Raw genomic sequence first — 16,326 nt, forward strand, 5'->3', positions numbered from 1 at the left:
TTATCATTATATTAATCTTAGGACAATGAAAAAATTTATAAAAAAACATTCGATAGATCAAAAATCAACGAACTTCACAAAAATATAAAACACAATGAAAAAAATTACTTGAATTAACTGGTCACATTCACATTAAAGTTAGCATTTTGAATAAATCAGCTATTTTTATCATAATTTTAACAATATTTACAAATTCATATAATAATCAGAGCAATAATATAGCGAATTTATTCAATAAAATGAAATTATTAATCACTATCCTTTTTTCCTACATAACTTATGCTTTATTGCTATAACTTATAATAAACAAAGATGAGTTTATCTACTCTTTACCCTACCGGAGATGAAAAAATGGAAAATATCAAAAATATATATGATGGTATAAAATCCCGTGGAGGCAATCCGCTGAAATGGTTAATGGCAGATGTCGACTTTCTCTATAAGCTGTCCAAAGAAGAGTAACAAGAGTTAAAAACCTGTCTGCTTAAGGATGCGTTTCATTTTCATTATCACAATAATCCTTACTATAGAGATATTTGTGAAAAAAAAGTATTAAGCCAGAAGATATCCAGGGTTATAATGATTTAGTTCGCATCCCACTGATACCTGTTGCAACTTATAAATCAGCCGAAAGTCATCGCTTATTAAGCAAACCACTCTCTGAAATCGAACATGAAATGCGTTCAATCGGTACGAACGGAATTCCCAGCGTTTATCGTCGCTGCCACGATACGATGGATCACACAGTATTGGCTGTTTATTCTAATTATCGCAGCATGTTCAAATTATCTGGTGGTGCAGGCCTATGCTTATGTCCTTCAACAGAAGATATTCCAGAAATGGCACTGGTTAAGATATTTAATTTCCTGACAGGTTTGTTAGATACCCGACGCTATATGATTAATCAGGATCGTTTTTCCCCAAAAGACACACTGAATCAATTAATCCAGTGGAAAGGTAAATTCACCCGGCATTTAATTGGCCCGCCATTCATGATCCATCGTTTTATTACTTTCTTAAAAGAGAATAACACCAAACTCACTTTAGATCGCGATAGTATGGTGATTACGATGGGCGGCTGGAAACGTTTTTCCGGGGATATGATCTCCCGCGGCGAATTAAATGCAGATATCGAAGAATGGATGGGAATTCCAGTATCCCGAACACGTGATATGTATGGTCTGGTTGAAGCAAACGTTCTCGCCATAGAAGATGAATATAACCATAAGCATGTTCCTCCTTATATTCACTTCTCCGTCCGTGATCCTAATGATTTATCACGTGAACTGCCTGATGGTGAAACAGGGCAATTAGTGATCCTGGATCCACTTTCTGTTTCCACCCCAGGTATGTTACTGACAGAAGATTTGGTCTACTTGCGTACCGACTCTAACAAATCCTGGCGTAATTCTCAGCGGATTCAGTTTGTTATGCGTACTGCTGCCGCTAAAGAGTTTGGTTGTTGTGCAGTCAACCTTGAGAGAAAAATGTCAGATGATGAAACTGCCCCAGCTACATCCGCAGTATAAATAGCAAGGTGGAATTATGTTTAACAACATCATCTTTAGGATCAGCCTGTAGCAATAACAAATCAACACAACGTTCTCATGTTCTGGCGGCGATGGGGCTACCTAATGATCGTATCGATAATGCAGTACGTATCAGCTTTGGATATACCACAAGCCAAAATGATATTGAAATGCTGGTCAGCGCGATTAAACAAGAAACTTATAACTTGCTGAAAATTTCGAGGAAACCTTTAAACACTCAGGAATAACAACAAAACTGTATTTAAAAGACGGTGTAGCAGGAATAACTTATTTCTTAACCATTAATACTATATTACTGCACTTAAGATCCGCCAACATTTCTTTAGATTTTAAGGGGATATTAATATGAAACTGTTTGAATTACTGCAATCTCAAATTACTGAATTAACTGATATCGAACCAGGGGGTATCACCCTTGACACCCTGCTTGATGATATTCACCTGGTAAGTCTGGATTCGGTGGCACAAACTGTGCACTTATTTTCAGGAAAGCCGACAGATGAACGTTCAATTCAGTAAAAAAGATCTCAGTCAATGGGCTAAATTCTCTGGAGATTATAACTCTATCCATTTCGATGAAAAAATCGCAAAAGAAGTGGGATTAGGCGGTATTGCCGTACACGGTATGCTGGCAATGCTCCCTCTCAAAAGCGGATACGATTACTTGCCACAACCAAACGAGGGAATGGGCAGACAATGGCACGTTAATTTGCGAAATCCAGTGCCTTTGGATGCCTGCTATTGCGTCAAAACTAATAAACATGAAAGAAGAAGAATGGCACAACGTGATTTCCACCAATCTTTCTTCTGTTTATTTAGGGCGTGTTGACGTTTGATGAAGGGAATTTGAACGGCATGATAATTTGGTATCCTTGTTTTCGCCAAAAAAACCTTAACCAGAACTATCATGCCACGACGAATGTTATCAGATCCTGTGTGGGATAAGCTATCCCTATTCATGCTACAAAGTAGGCTCGTCTATCATAAACCAGAACATAGCCTGGCTCTTGAAGGTATCCTTTTTCGAATGAGAACCGGGAGCCCTTGGCGCGAACTGCCTTCTGAGTACGGGAAATGGAATACGGTCTTTAAGCGTTTTAATGAATGGTCAAAGAAAGGTATTTTTGATTTATTATTCAATGGATTATCTAAAGACTCTGATACGGAATGGCTGTTCATTGATAGCAGTATTGTCCGCGCTCATCAACACAGTTCAGGCGCAGCATCAAAGAAAGATGAAGCAATTGGGAAAAGCCGGGGAGGACGCTCAACTAAAATCCATTTGGCCGTAGACAGTTATGGACTGCCGGTTGATTTTGAATTGTCCGGGGGGCAAGCTCACGATATTGTTCATGCGGAAAGTTTGGTGGTGCAGTCACCGCCTTCGGATTTTGTGATAGCTGACAAGGGGTACGATAGTCAGGCATTCAGAAATGATATCGAACAACAAGGGGCAATAGCGGTTATTCCCTACCGAAAAAATAATCGAAAATCGGATAAAAAGATTGATAACGGTTTATATCGTTATCGTCATTTAGTCGAAAATGCGTTTGCCAGAATCAAACATTTTCGTGCAATCGCAACAAGATACGATAAATTGGCGCGAAATTACGCCAGCACATTGGCACTGGCATTTGTCATTATATGGCTACCCATGTGGGTCGAGTAAATGATGAATACAAAACGTCAACACGCCCTAGTCACCGGCGTCGGTTGTTTTCAGTTATTGCTTGATCGAGGCAAAGAACTTGACTGGTTCAACTCAACAGAGATTATTGCATTAGCGATTATCGCGGTTATTGCCGTGACTTTCCTGATCATCTGGGAACTGACCGACGATGATCCGATCATTGATTTATCACTCTTTAAATCACGTAATTTCACTATTGGTACTTTATGTATCAGTTTGGCCTTTTTACTTCACATCGGTACCCTAGTTCTACAACCTCAGTTATTACAAATGGTCTTTGGTTATACTGCCACCTGGGCAGGGTTAGTTATGGCCCCATTAGGGATGGTTCCTATAATACTTGCTCCACTCATTGGCCGTTTCAGTTCAAAAATCGATATGCGTTATTTGGTTATGTTCAGCTTTATCGTTTTTGCCCTGTGCTTTTTTTGGCGAGCTCATACCTTCGAGCTGTCAATGGACTTTGCCACCGCGGCCTGGCCACAATTTATTCAAGGTTTTGCTATTGCCTGTTTAATTATGCCGCTAACAGCCATTATATTATCCGACGTTGAACCGGATAAAATCGCTTCTGCGGGTAGCTTGTTCAACTTTTTACGCACTCTGGCAACATCTGTGGGTACTTCAATTACGACGACCATGTGGTCCCGCCGTGAAGCTGTCCACCACGTTCAGTTAACTGAATCGATAACCGCCCATAACCCTATTGCCCAGCAAGCCTATCAGAAAATGGAACAATTAGGGATGTCACAAGCTCAAGCCAGTAGCTCTCTGGCGCGTGAAGTCACTAACCAGGGATTGATTATCGCCGCCAACGAGATTTATTGGCTATTTGGTTTTATTTTTCTTATTTTGCTGATCTTTATCTGGCTGGCAAAACCCACAGTTGGAGCAAAGAAATAACATCATGATAAATAAAATAAACTGAATGACTACACCATCAGCACTAACAATAGCCAAAGAACCTAGGGCTATTCCCAGTAAAACCTCAGCGAATAAACAATCTTGTCAAAATAGCACCTTGCCAAGGCGCTATTTTGTTGTTCTACGAAACATATTTTTTCATCGTCAAAATGCTTATCATCATCTAGCTGTTTCAGATGTCTGGCCCATTAAAAAGAACTTAAACGCAGGAGTATCCGTCTCATCGTGATACCCATAGCCCAACGCATCAAGGTGACGCTTAAAACGCACTTCTGTTCCTGACAATTCAAATGCGGCTAACACCCGACCATAATCTGTACCATGATTGCGATAATGAAATAATGTAATATTCCAGTAAGTTCCCAACGTTTGCAGGAACTTCAGCAAGGCCCCCGGTGATTCAGGGAATTCAAAACTATACAAACGCTCGCTCAATGGCTTAGATGGACGACCACCGATCATATAGCGGACATGTAATTTCGCCATTTCATCATCTGAAAGATCTGCAACCTGATATCCTGAAGTACGCAATTCCTCGATGGTTTCCCGCCTCTCCACCTCACCATGACTCAATCGGACACCAACGAAAAGACAAGCTTGTTCAGGATCCGCATCCGTATAGCGGTAATTAAACTCTGTTACCGCCCGATCGCCCAATTTCTGACAAAAACGCAGAAAACTCCCCTTTTGTTCAGGAATAGTAACAGCCAACAGTGCTTCCCGCTGCTCACCCAATTCACAACGCTCAGAAACATAACGTAGCCCGTGAAAATTTACGTTAGCACCAGAAAGAATGTGTGCCAGCCGCTCACCTTTAATCTGATGCTGCTGAACATACTTTTTCAATCCAGCCAGTGCCAATGCTCCGGAGGGTTCAGCAATCGCACGCACATCTTCAAACAGATCTTTTACCGCAGCACAAATGGCATCACTGTCCACCGTGATAACATCATCCACATATTGCTGACATAAACGAAAAGTTTCATCACCGATACGTTTAACAGCAACACCCTCAGCAAACAGACCAACTCTTGGTAAATCTACCGGATGCCCGGCATCCATCGCTGCTTTTAGGCACGCTGAATCTTCTGCTTCCACCCCAATAATTTTAATTTCTGGCATCAGTTGCTTAATCAGCACAGCAACTCCGGCAACCAAACCACCACCACCAACAGGCACAAAGATTCGATCCAGATGCACATCTTGTTGCAGAAGTTCCATCGCCAGTGTTGCCTGACCCGCGATGACATCGGGATGATCAAACGGCGGAATAAAGGTATAGCCTTCCTGCTGTGCCATTTCTATTGCTTGAGCTTTAGCTTCATCAAAATTGGCGCCATATAGCAGAACTTCGCCACCGAAACTACGGACTGCATCGACCTTGATATCCGCAGTGGCAACTGGCATAACAATCAGAGAGTTAATTCCCAGTCGATTGGCGGAAAGCGCAACCCCCTGAGCATGGTTACCAGCTGATGCCGTAATCACCCCCCGGCTTTTTTGTTCCTCAGTCAAACCCGCAATCATCGTGTAAGCGCCACGGAGCTTGAAACTGTGAACAGGCTGCCGGTCTTCCCGTTTTACCAAAATAGTATTTTCCAAACGGGTAGAAATTTTCTTCATTTCCTCTAAAGGCGTCACCTGAGCAACCTCATAAACAGGCGCACTTAACGCCGCTTTCAGGTACTCAGCACCATTTGGTGCGGAAGTTAAGGGACGAAATGCAACCATGCAATTATCCCCCTAACTTAGATTTATCGCGGACAGCCCCTTTATCTGCACTGGTCGCCAATGAAGCATAAGCTCTCAGGGCAAAAGATACCTGACGTTCGCGGGATTTTGGCGTCCACGCGTTATCTCCGCGGGCAAGTTCCACTGCTTTACGAGCAGCAAGTGTCTTTTCATCCACATCAAGTTGAATTTTCCGCAGTGGAATATCAATATCAATAATATCGCCATCTTGAACCAAACCGATCAAACCACCATTAGCAGCTTCAGGTGAAACGTGGCCTATCGATAAACCAGAGGTACCACCAGAGAAACGGCCATCTGTAATCAATGCACAGCTTTTACCCAATCCCATAGATTTCAGATACGTCGTCGGATACAGCATCTCCTGCATTCCTGGCCCACCTTTTGGTCCTTCGTAACGAATGATAACCACATCACCAGCAACGACTCTGCCACCTAGGATTGCATCAACCGCATCTTCCTGACTTTCATAAACTTTAGCTGGCCCACGAAATGTCAAACTGTTCTCATCAACACCTGCGGTTTTTACAATACAGCCATCTATAGCCAAATTACCAAACAAAACTGCAAGGCCACCATCCTGACTGTATGCATGTTTGAGGTCACGGATACAACCTTCTACACGGTCAATATCCAAAGAAGGCCAACGGCAATCCTGTGAAAATGCCTGAGTAGTACGGATACCCGCAGGGCCTGCTGAATACATTTTCTTTATCGATTCATCTGCCGTCAGCATCACATCATATTGATCAAGCGTTTGTAGCAAATCCAACCCCAAAACATTTTTAACCTGACGATTCAACAGACCGACTCTATCCAGCTCACCTAAAATACCCATCACACCACCAGCACGATGGACATCTTCCATATGATATTTTTGTGTGCTTGGGGCAACTTTACACAGATGAGGAATCTGACGAGACAGACGGTCAATATCCGCCATGATGAAATCGACCTCGCCTTCCTGTGCCGCAGCCAGTAAGTGAAGTACAGTATTTGTTGAACCACCCATAGCAATATCCAGCATCATCGCATTTTCAAATGCAGCTTTCGTTGCGATATTACGCGGCAGAGCACTATCATCATTTTGCTCATAGTAGCGCTTAGTCAACTCAACAATACGTTTGCCCGCATTCAGAAATAGCACTTTACGATCCGCATGAGTCGCTAGTAACGAACCATTCCCTGGCTGAGATAGCCCCAGAGCTTCGGTCAAACAATTCATAGAGTTAGCAGTAAACATCCCCGAACAGGAACCACAGGTTGGGCAAGCTGAACGCTCAATCTGATGACTATCTTCATCACTGACGTTAGGGTTTGCGCCTTGAATCATGGCATCGATCAAATCCAATTTGATAATCTGATCCGACAATTTTGTTTTACCGGCTTCCATGGGACCACCGGAAACAAAAATCACAGGGATATTCAAGCGCAGGGCTGCCATCAGCATACCTGGTGTGATTTTGTCACAGTTAGAAATACACACCATGGCATCAGCACAGTGAGCATTCACCATATATTCGACAGAATCAGCAATCAATTCGCGTGATGGCAAAGAATAGAGCATACCGCCATGCCCCATTGCAATACCGTCATCCACCGCTATTGTATTGAACTCTTTCGCAACACCACCTGATGCTTCAATCTGCTCGGCAACCAATTTACCTAAATCCCGCAAATGAACATGCCCCGGAACAAATTGAGTAAATGAGTTAACTACCGCAATAATCGGTTTACCGAAATCCGCATCGGTCATCCCTGTCGCACGCCATAAAGCTCGGGCCCCTGCCATATTGCGGCCATGAGTCGTGGTGGCAGAACGGTACTTAGGCATTATTCTTCACTCCCGTGTTATCAAAACAGGCGGGGAACGAACCGCCCGTTAAATTATTTATAGTTTTATTAAGAATTTACTGGATCTAACCAGCCCCATTTATCTTCTGTTGTGCCATCAAACAAACCAAAGAATGCTTGCTGAATCTTCTTGGTAATGGGTCCACATTTACCAATACCAACCTGAATATCATCAACACTGCGAACAGGAGTGATTTCAGCCGCTGTACCAGACATAAAAACTTCATCCGCCAGATACAGAGATTCGCGTGACAATACCTGTTCACGAACTTCCAGCCCCAAATCTTTCGCTAGTTTGATAATGGCATCACGGGTAATTCCTGGTAATGAAGCTGAGGTCAAGGGTGGAGTGAACAATACCCCATCTTTTACTTCAAACAGATTTTCACCCGCGCCCTCAGAGATATAACCATAAACATCCAGAGCAATACCTTCCTGATATCCATGACGACGGGCCTCACTACCAACCAGAAGAGAAGACAGGTAGTTACCCCCCGCTTTAGCAGCTGTTGGTATTGTATTTGGCGCCGCTCGGTTCCATGAAGAAACCATGGCATCGATTCCTTGATCCAGTGCATCTTCTCCCAAATAAGCTCCCCATGGGAAAGCGGCAATAATGACATCAGTTTTATAACCGGCGGGTGGATTAACCCCCATTCCAACATCCCCAATAAACACCAGTGGACGTATATAAGCACTGACTAAATTATTTTTACGAAGAGTTGCCCGACATGCTTCCATCAATTCATCAACACTCTGACTCACTGGCATACGGTAAATCTTTGCAGAATCATGTAAACGCTGCATATGCTCACGATGGCGGAAAACGACTGGCCCTTTATAAGAGTCATAGCAGCGAACTCCCTCAAAAACCGACGTACCGTAATGCAAAGCATGTGACATTACGTGAACTTTAGCATCTGCCCAAGGAACCATCTCGCCATTGAACCAAATGTAATCGGATTGCTTCGTCATTCTCTTCTTCCTTTATTTCTACGTTATGCACGTATTAATTGTGATTTCGGTTGCAGAATCTTGACACCAGCGACATCCACTAATTTAGTTAATTGTGAAAACAACAAATTAACAGGTCTTTGGCTGGCAACAATTAATTCGATATTAACATTATAGCCATCCATTGTTTGATCCATATTCATCGAACATATCTCAAATCCACGATGACGCGTTACTCGTAAGATACGTTCTAATATTTCAGGGCAGGAACGAGCCTGGATTGCAAGTTGATGCTGTCTCATAATGATTTCTCCAACATAGTTTCATTGCTTGCACCGGGAGGGACCAACGGCCAAACGTTTTCTAATTCTTCAATGGATACCTGTAATAAATACGGTCCCTTACTGTTGAATAATGCGTTCAGAGCTTCATCAATCTGTGATTTATCAGTGATATGTTGCCCCGAAATATCAAAAGCTTTCGCTAATGCGACAAAATCAGGGTTATCTGTTAATGTTGTTTCGCTATATCGTTTATCAAAAAACAGTTCCTGCCATTGCCGCACCATTCCCAGTCGTTGGTTATCTAACAGTAAAATTTTTATAGGTAATTGTTTGCGTTTAATTGTCCCCAATTCCTGAACATTCATCATGAAAGAACCATCACCGGATACACAGATCACCATATCCTCTGGTCGGGCAATTTGAGCGCCAATCGCAGCTGGGATACCAAATCCCATCGATCCCAGCCCACTGGATGTAATAAAATTTTCAGGCCCATCAAAAGTCATATGTTGAGCTGTCCACATCTGATGCTGTCCAACATCGGTGGTAACAACCGTGTTTAATGTTTTACGATCCGAAACCTGCTTCAATAATAAAGGTGCATAGATAGCCTCACCCGGATGGTCGTAGCACCAAGGATATTCAGCTTTCAGGCGCTTAACTTCCCGCTGCCAGGACATAATTGATAATGGTTGCTGTAAACGGGGCAACAACGCTTTTAAATCCCCCTGCAATGACACATGAGCCTGACGTAATTTCCCCAACTCTGCCGGATCGATATCCAAATGAATAACTTTTGCATTCGGCGCAAAGGTATTGAGTTTGCCAGTCACACGATCATCAAAACGGGCACCTGCGGCAATCAGCAAATCACATGACTGAACCGCAAAATTTGCTGCTTTCGTACCATGCATCCCAAGCATTCCCAGATAACATGGATGTTTAGTATCAGCAGCACCCAAACCTTTCAACGTGGAAACAACCGGCATACCTGTTTCCGCAACAAAATTACGCAGAACAGAAACTGACTGAGACATACCGACTCCGCCACCAACATACAGTACTGGCTTTACCGCAGCCGCAATCATCTTCCGGGCTTGTTCTAATTCATTTTCAGTGCAGGGTATCTCTTGCTCAACAGGAACCAGATGTGGGGCTAAATTCCCCTCTTTCAGCTGAATATCTTTAGGAATATCAACCAAAACCGGGCCAGGTCGACCACTGGTTGCAATAGAAAAGGCTTCAGCCATAATTTGAGGTAAATTTTCCAGAGAGTCCACTAAGAAGCTGTGTTTGGTGCAAGCAAGGGAGAGACCTAAAACATCGACTTCCTGAAAGGCATCAGTTCCAATCAATTCAGAACTAACCTGACCAGTGATAGCGACAACAGGAATAGAATCTAACAACGCATCAGCCAATCCAGTGATCAAGTTTGTTGCCCCTGGTCCGGATGTGGCAATGCAAACTCCCGGCTTACCACTGGCTCTCGCATAACCAATTGCAGCCATAACGGCGCCCTGTTCATGCCGACAAAGTAAGTGTTCCACGCCACCATCGTACAAAGCATCGTAAACCGGCATGATTGCACCACCAGGGTAGCCGAAAACCTTATCAATACCCTGCGTTCGTAATGCTTTTACAACCCACTGCGCCCCGTTCATTTTTCATATCCCCTGTGTTTACCCTGTGAGACAAAATTTTGTTCTGTTGTATGTTTTTGTCTCTGACTGATTTTTGCTTGCCGAAAAAAAACCCCCGCGCCTTTCGGTGCGGGGGTCTTCGAGAGATTTGGCTATTCGTCTAAGCCTTTCTTCGTCCAAGTGCAGCCCCGCACGGTGGGATAATAATCACCACCACGCTGACGATAACTAGGCTAATCACTTGGACGAATATGTTCATAATCTTGGTCGTTTTAACTCGTTTGTTTAATCTATATTTAAGAGTTATCACGTTCTTCATAGCTTGACAACTTTTATTTTGTTTTGTTTTATTCCTCAGCATGAAAAAATGTTGTTTATTTTCAACTAGATAATTACAACTTGGATTATTTTTCCATAAATGAATTGAATTTAGGTGATAAAATCCAGATTATTATATAAAAACAATATATCACATTAATAAATAACAAATAAAACAAATCATTCAACTAAAAGCAAGTAAAGATCTTATTATTAATCACCTGGGTGATAAAAACCCCAGTTAAGAAATAAAGCAAAAATATATAAAACACTAATTTAACTTACTGTGAAAACATATATAAATTTGAATTAAAAATAAATAAAAAAACCAATATTAAAGCACCAAAAATAATAAAAAACCATCAGAGCAACAATATAAAAATAAATTACATGATTAAATTTACGGGTATAAAACAAATAAACACCAATTAATTAAAATAAAAATCATCTAACGAAAATTTAATAAAGCAATTCTTTTAGCCACCTCGTAGAGTATTTCTTAGAGCCGTCTCGCAAAAAAATAATAAGACACTATTTATTATCTCATTTCAGCCCATCATATGCGTTTTCTTACTAAGGAGAATAGGATGGCCCTCGCTGTTATTTATACCAGAGCGACTATAGGTATTCATGCCCCCATTGTTACTGTTGAAGCGCATATTAGTAATGGCTTACCTGGGTTAACTCTGGTTGGTTTGCCTGAAACAGCCGTAAAAGAAGCAAGAGATCGTGTCAGAAGCGCGTTGATCAACAGCGGGTTTACCTATCCGCCTAAAAGAATCACTGTCAATCTTGCACCAGCAGACCTTCCCAAAGAAGGCGGTCGTTATGATTTGCCGATTGCTATCGCTATTCTGGCAGCCTCAGAACAAATACCTGCCAATAAACTGAACCGTTATGAATTTCTTGGTGAGCTCGCGCTATCCGGGGGCTTACGGAGAGTCAATGGCGCAATTCCAGCTGCACTAAGCGCAGGAGACGCAGGCAGGCAACTTATTCTATCGACAGAAAACGGAACGGAGCTGGCAATTTTATCTCAAGATGAAACATTAATGGCGGAACACCTCTTGCATATCTGCCACTTTCTTCAAGGAGAAAAACAACTGCTGACAGCAACGATCCAACATGAATTTTCAACAGAACAATCACAACCGGATCTTCAGGACATTATTGGTCAGGAACAAGCAAAACGCACATTAGAAATCGCAGCAGCAGGCGGACATAATCTTTTACTACTTGGCCCACCAGGGACAGGAAAAACGATGTTAGCAAGCCGCCTATGCAGTTTATTACCGCCATTAACAAACAAAGAAGCCCTTGAAGTTGCCGCTATCAATAGCCTGGTAGATACCTACCTGCCACCAGAACAATGGCATATGCGCCCATTCAGAGCGCCTCATCACAGTTCATCAATGGCAGCGCTGGTTGGCGGTGGTGGACTTCCTAAACCCGGTGAAATATCACTTGCTCACAACGGTGTGCTGTTTCTGGATGAACTTCCTGAATTTGAACGCAGAGTCCTCGATGCTCTCAGAGAACCACTGGAATCAGGGGAAATAATCATATCCAGAGCCAGAGCCAAAGTTTGTTTTCCTGCTCAGGTTCAATTAATAGCAGCAATGAATCCCAGCCCTACAGGCCATCATCAAGGAATTCATAATCGAAGTAATCCTCAGCAAATACTTCGATACCTGGCAAAACTTTCTGGGCCTTTTTTAGATCGCTTTGATCTCTCAATTGAAGTTCCTCTGTTACCCATTGGAACATTGAGTAGCCCAATTAGATCAAGCGAAAGCAGCAAAGATGTGAAATTAAGAGTACTGACAGCGCGAAAAATACAATTAAAACGCTGTGGAAAAATTAATGCTCATATGAATAGTAAAGAGACAGAAACATTTTGTAAGCTCAAACTTAACGATGCTGTGTTTCTAGAAGAAACACTAACAAAGCTAGGGCTTTCCATCCGGGCATGGCATCGAATTCTGAGAACATCCCGGACACTCGCCGACTTAGAAGGAAAAAAAGAGATAGAAAAACTACATATTATGGAAGCCTTAAGCTACCGTAGTATGGACAGGCTACTAATTCAGTTACAAAAACAATCAGGTTAAAAATGAAAAAAGGGGCAAAGCCCCTGTACTCATAACTTGTGATGATATTAATCATCAGTGTCGGTATAGTCATCAGAAGAATCAACCTGAGGCTTACCACCTGACAGGGTATGAAAACGTTTTGGACGACTAATCCTTGCCAAATATTTGGCCCATACTTTTTCTTCCATCGTCACAGGTTGACGTTCACCCCGGCAAACAGCAACAAACAGTTTCTCTATTTCTGTTTGAGGCTCACGTTTACCGAGATCTAACTCATTGAACGCATGACCATGACGCTCTAGCAATTGCGCCTCTTTAATGGTGAAATCGCCATGGCGGGAAAACCCGCGAGGATAATGTTTGTTATCAAAAAAACGATTAGTCGTGATGAAGCTTTCGGCCATCTGACACACTCCTAATTCTATTACTGTTACTATCATGCTAATTATGGCGCGGAGTATTAGATAGGCCTGGCGTTCTGTAAAACAAAACATTTAAATCTTAACGATAAAAATTATTGGAGAAACATATGGACACCGAATTACTGAAAACCTTTCTGGAGGTCAGTAAAACTCGTCACTTTGGTCGGGCAGCCGAATCACTATACCTGACACAGTCAGCAGTCAGCTTTCGCATACGCCAATTAGAAAACCAATTAGGTGCTAATCTTTTCACGCGTCATCGCAATAACATCCGTCTTACAGCCGCTGGTGAGCGCCTTGTGCCGTATGCAGAATCACTGATGAATACCTGGCAATTGGCTAAAAAAGAGATAACACATGCATCTCAACATACTGAATTAACAATTGGCGCCACCGCATCATTATGGGAAGCGTATTTAACTCCTTGGCTACAGGATTTCTATAAAAGACATCAGGAACTAAGATTAGAATCCCGGGTTTCTACGCGGCAATCCCTTGTTAAACAACTTCATTCGCGTGAGTTAGATCTACTAATAACGACTGAATCACCTAAAATGGATGAATTCCAAAGCTTGTTATTAGGGAATATTTGCCTGAAGTTATTAACGACAGAAGAAAATCTGAAATACCAAGTTGAAAACTACATTAAATTAGAATGGGGAGCTGATTTCCATCATCAAGAGCAACAGATTTTAAAAAGTGAGCAATTGCCCATAATCACAACCACTTCAGCACATATAGCTCACCAACTGCTCAATAGTGTCAGAGGAGCCGCCTTCCTGCCAATACACTGGCAAAACGAATATTCAGAACTTATCCCTTACCCAAATACTGAACTAATTGAACGCCCATTATACGCTATATGGTTACAGAACAACGATCAACAAGCATTGATTCAGCAGCTATTAAAAATACCTATCATCAATACTTCTACAAGAGATTAAGAGGTATTTATGCAACTCATTCAATTAGTGGCAAGATTTCCAGATAGGAGTGTTACACGGAAACAAAAACGAAAATAGTAAGAAAGAACGAAACTTTAGATCGCTCAGGAGGCGGGATTACTTTCGCCATCCTTCCACATATCCCCTATTTGCTAAATAGTTTTCACTTACTACACACGGTTTAAAGCTGTGATTTAAATCAAAGAACCCAGAGCCACAGTGAAGAAGGGGGTAAGATGATTTTGAATAACTTACTAAACGAACCTATCCTTATCGTCTGGATACTCAATGTTCTTACCTTGTTATTCGACTTAGGTAACTTTTATTTTAAATTTTAAACCGAACTTCATTTAATAAGAAAACTGTCACGATTAGAGTGTTCACTAAGACTTAATTGACGTAAATACTTTAAACACAATTAAGTCAGAAAAATTTTATAGCAAAGTCGATAATTTTTGTCAGCAATTTTTACCCCTAGTAGCATTAGTAATGAACGGAGAATAGATCCAGATACATCAACCGCCTAACTTCTCTCTTATAAACAATATCTCGAAATATTATATCTTTCACAGTTTTTCATAGTTAGATATCCTCTATTTATCACCATATAAGACCTATTTATAGATGAAATATGTAAGAATTCACACTGATAATAAATATCTATATACCCAATAGATTTCAAGTTGCAGCGCGGCGGCAAATGAACGCCTCCCTAGGAGCATAAATAACGCTGTGACTGGGATATGTGAAAGCAGCCAACAAAGCAGCAACTTGAAAGATGAAAGGTATAAATGGATAAAGGAAAGGTTTTATTACTATAGGAGCGGATAATACTGAAAAAATATTATCTAATTAAAACGATGTTTATTACGTTAAGAAATATTTCTCACATAGAATCCTTAAAATATCGTAGCCCGATCAGTTTCCTATTAGAGGCGGTAGATGCATTGATCACCTACGCCTTCTAACCCCAAAAAGAGTCTGAATCTACATGCCGCTGAATTAATTCATGAAAAAGATGCTTGAATACTAAATCTCAAAGACAATAAAGAATATGCTGTTATAGTTTACTCTTAGATACGAATCCAACATTCAAGTCAAAATTAAGATAATAAACTAACAACACCCTTTAATTGATCAGTCAAGAGATGCTCTCTCTGCATGTAAAAGTGACAATAAAGATATTAAGTTTAAATAGTTTTTTGTCAGTTAAATCAATAAATTGTGTCTAGCTAATATTTCCCTTGCCAGATACCCAGAAGACTTTCTCCTCTGAGTCACCCCCCTTAATTATCACAGTCAAAAAATAACATCTGCCAAGGTGATATGCATTCATTATGCGCAGTATAGATAAGAAAAAACCCAGCTAAATAGCTGGGTTATCAATTGCGAACTACCTTAATTATTACTTAGCTTGTAACTGGCAGGGGCGGAGAGACTCGAACTCCCAACACCCGGTTTTGGAGACCGGTGCTCTACCAATTGAACTACGCCCCTAAATAAGGTGGCGGTGCGGACGGGGCTCGAACCCGCGACCCCCGGCGTGACAGGCCGGTATTCTAACCAACTGAACTACCGCACCACCGAATTTCTTGTCCTTTATATCGTTAGCACAACATAAAATTTCAATGCCAATCAGGGCAGTTTACGAATGGCCCTTCTGCCATTCGCCCTTCGGACCACCGCTTTTCACAATGTGAAAAATCACTCTCAGCGATTTTATCCTACTTTCTACCCATAACACTCTGTGTCATTCTTCATCACACAAAGCTTTAATTAAAGCCTGGCAGTTCCCTACTCTCACATGGGGAGACCCCACACTACCATCGGCGCTACGGCGTTTCACTGCTGAGTTCGGCATGGGGTCAGGTGGGTCCACCGCGCTATCGCCGCCAGGCAAA

The 16,326-nt window shown here is 41.8% G+C and carries 14 protein-coding genes, 2 tRNA genes, 1 rRNA gene and 1 pseudogene; 8 read left to right on the forward strand and 10 right to left on the reverse strand.

The features are described from left to right. The first annotated feature begins 602 nt into the window (after positions 1-602). The 6 genes and pseudogenes from C5470_RS15405 to C5470_RS15430 form a co-directional block, all read left to right on the forward strand. Positions 603-1,529, forward strand: coding sequence for a LuxE/PaaK family acyltransferase (locus tag C5470_RS15405; protein ID WP_339916753.1), 927 nt, complete (start codon positions 603-605; stop codon positions 1,527-1,529). A gap of 8 nt (positions 1,530-1,537) precedes the next feature. Beyond that, positions 1,538-1,777: a hypothetical protein gene (locus C5470_RS15410; protein WP_242688032.1), complete on the forward strand. Its 240-nt coding sequence runs from the start codon at positions 1,538-1,540 to the stop codon at positions 1,775-1,777. Positions 1,778-1,895: 118 nt separating this feature from the next. Next, positions 1,896-2,069, forward strand: coding sequence for a hypothetical protein (locus C5470_RS15415; RefSeq protein WP_166290411.1), 174 nt, complete (start codon positions 1,896-1,898; stop codon positions 2,067-2,069). Beyond that, on the forward strand, positions 2,050-2,379 hold the full coding sequence (locus tag C5470_RS15420; RefSeq protein WP_242688035.1) for a MaoC/PaaZ C-terminal domain-containing protein: 330 nt from the start codon (positions 2,050-2,052) through the stop codon (positions 2,377-2,379). The genes C5470_RS15415 and C5470_RS15420 overlap by 20 nt, the downstream gene beginning before the upstream one ends. 78 nt (positions 2,380-2,457) lie before the next feature. Further along, the gene (locus C5470_RS15425; protein ID WP_166290495.1) at positions 2,458-3,219 is read left to right on the forward strand and encodes an IS5 family transposase; all 762 of its coding nucleotides are present in this window, start codon (positions 2,458-2,460) and stop codon (positions 3,217-3,219) included. A 27-nt stretch (positions 3,220-3,246) separates the two neighbouring features. Beyond that, positions 3,247-4,143: pseudogene (locus tag C5470_RS15430) on the forward strand (DHA2 family efflux MFS transporter permease subunit); the annotation flags it as partial. A gap of 180 nt (positions 4,144-4,323) precedes the next feature. Here the strand turns inward: C5470_RS15430 and ilvA are convergent. The 6 genes from ilvA to ilvL all read right to left on the reverse strand — a co-directional run bounded on the left by ilvA (position 4,324) and on the right by ilvL (position 10,907). Next, complete coding sequence (gene ilvA, locus C5470_RS15435) at positions 4,324-5,895, reverse strand: threonine ammonia-lyase, biosynthetic (RefSeq protein WP_166290497.1); 1,572 nt, start codon at positions 5,893-5,895, stop codon at positions 4,324-4,326. A gap of 4 nt (positions 5,896-5,899) precedes the next feature. Next, entirely contained in the window at positions 5,900-7,750 is a 1,851-nt protein-coding gene (gene ilvD / locus C5470_RS15440) for a dihydroxy-acid dehydratase (RefSeq protein WP_166290499.1), read from the reverse strand. A gap of 68 nt (positions 7,751-7,818) precedes the next feature. Continuing rightward, positions 7,819-8,745: a branched-chain amino acid transaminase gene (locus C5470_RS15445; RefSeq protein ID WP_166290501.1), complete on the reverse strand. Its 927-nt coding sequence runs from the start codon at positions 8,743-8,745 to the stop codon at positions 7,819-7,821. Between the two features lie 23 nt (positions 8,746-8,768). Continuing rightward, complete coding sequence (ilvM, locus tag C5470_RS15450; RefSeq protein ID WP_166290503.1) at positions 8,769-9,026, reverse strand: acetolactate synthase 2 small subunit; 258 nt, start codon at positions 9,024-9,026, stop codon at positions 8,769-8,771. Beyond that, positions 9,023-10,669 (reverse strand): acetolactate synthase 2 catalytic subunit, encoded by a 1,647-nt coding sequence (gene ilvG / locus C5470_RS15455; protein WP_166290505.1) that lies wholly within the window; start codon positions 10,667-10,669, stop codon positions 9,023-9,025. The genes ilvM and ilvG overlap by 4 nt, the downstream gene beginning before the upstream one ends. Before the next feature lie 139 nt (positions 10,670-10,808). Then, entirely contained in the window at positions 10,809-10,907 is a 99-nt protein-coding gene (ilvL, locus tag C5470_RS15460) for an ilv operon leader peptide (RefSeq protein WP_036844375.1), read from the reverse strand. A gap of 646 nt (positions 10,908-11,553) precedes the next feature. Between ilvL and C5470_RS15465 the strand changes: the two genes are divergently transcribed. Then, on the forward strand, positions 11,554-13,077 hold the full coding sequence (locus tag C5470_RS15465; protein ID WP_166290507.1) for a YifB family Mg chelatase-like AAA ATPase: 1,524 nt from the start codon (positions 11,554-11,556) through the stop codon (positions 13,075-13,077). A gap of 47 nt (positions 13,078-13,124) precedes the next feature. On the opposite strand, the gene C5470_RS15470 is transcribed toward C5470_RS15465, so the two are convergent. Then, complete coding sequence (locus C5470_RS15470) at positions 13,125-13,463, reverse strand: MaoP family protein (RefSeq protein ID WP_166290509.1); 339 nt, start codon at positions 13,461-13,463, stop codon at positions 13,125-13,127. A 125-nt stretch (positions 13,464-13,588) separates the two neighbouring features. On the opposite strand from C5470_RS15470, the gene hdfR reads away from it, so the two are divergent. Then, on the forward strand, positions 13,589-14,425 hold the full coding sequence (hdfR, locus tag C5470_RS15475; RefSeq protein ID WP_166290511.1) for an HTH-type transcriptional regulator HdfR: 837 nt from the start codon (positions 13,589-13,591) through the stop codon (positions 14,423-14,425). A gap of 1,421 nt (positions 14,426-15,846) precedes the next feature. Here hdfR and C5470_RS15480 read toward each other — a convergent pair. The 3 genes from C5470_RS15480 to rrf all read right to left on the reverse strand — a co-directional run bounded on the left by C5470_RS15480 (position 15,847) and on the right by rrf (position 16,322). Continuing rightward, positions 15,847-15,922: transfer RNA gene (locus tag C5470_RS15480), tRNA-Trp, on the reverse strand. Positions 15,923-15,930: 8 nt separating this feature from the next. After that, positions 15,931-16,007, reverse strand: a tRNA-Asp gene (locus tag C5470_RS15485). Positions 16,008-16,206: 199 nt separating this feature from the next. Continuing rightward, positions 16,207-16,322 (reverse strand): 5S ribosomal RNA (gene rrf, locus C5470_RS15490). Between the last annotated feature and the right edge of the window lie 4 nt (positions 16,323-16,326).

This window comes from Photorhabdus stackebrandtii, assembly GCF_011189495.1.
Taxonomy (GTDB): Bacteria; Pseudomonadota; Gammaproteobacteria; order Enterobacterales; family Enterobacteriaceae; genus Photorhabdus; species Photorhabdus khanii.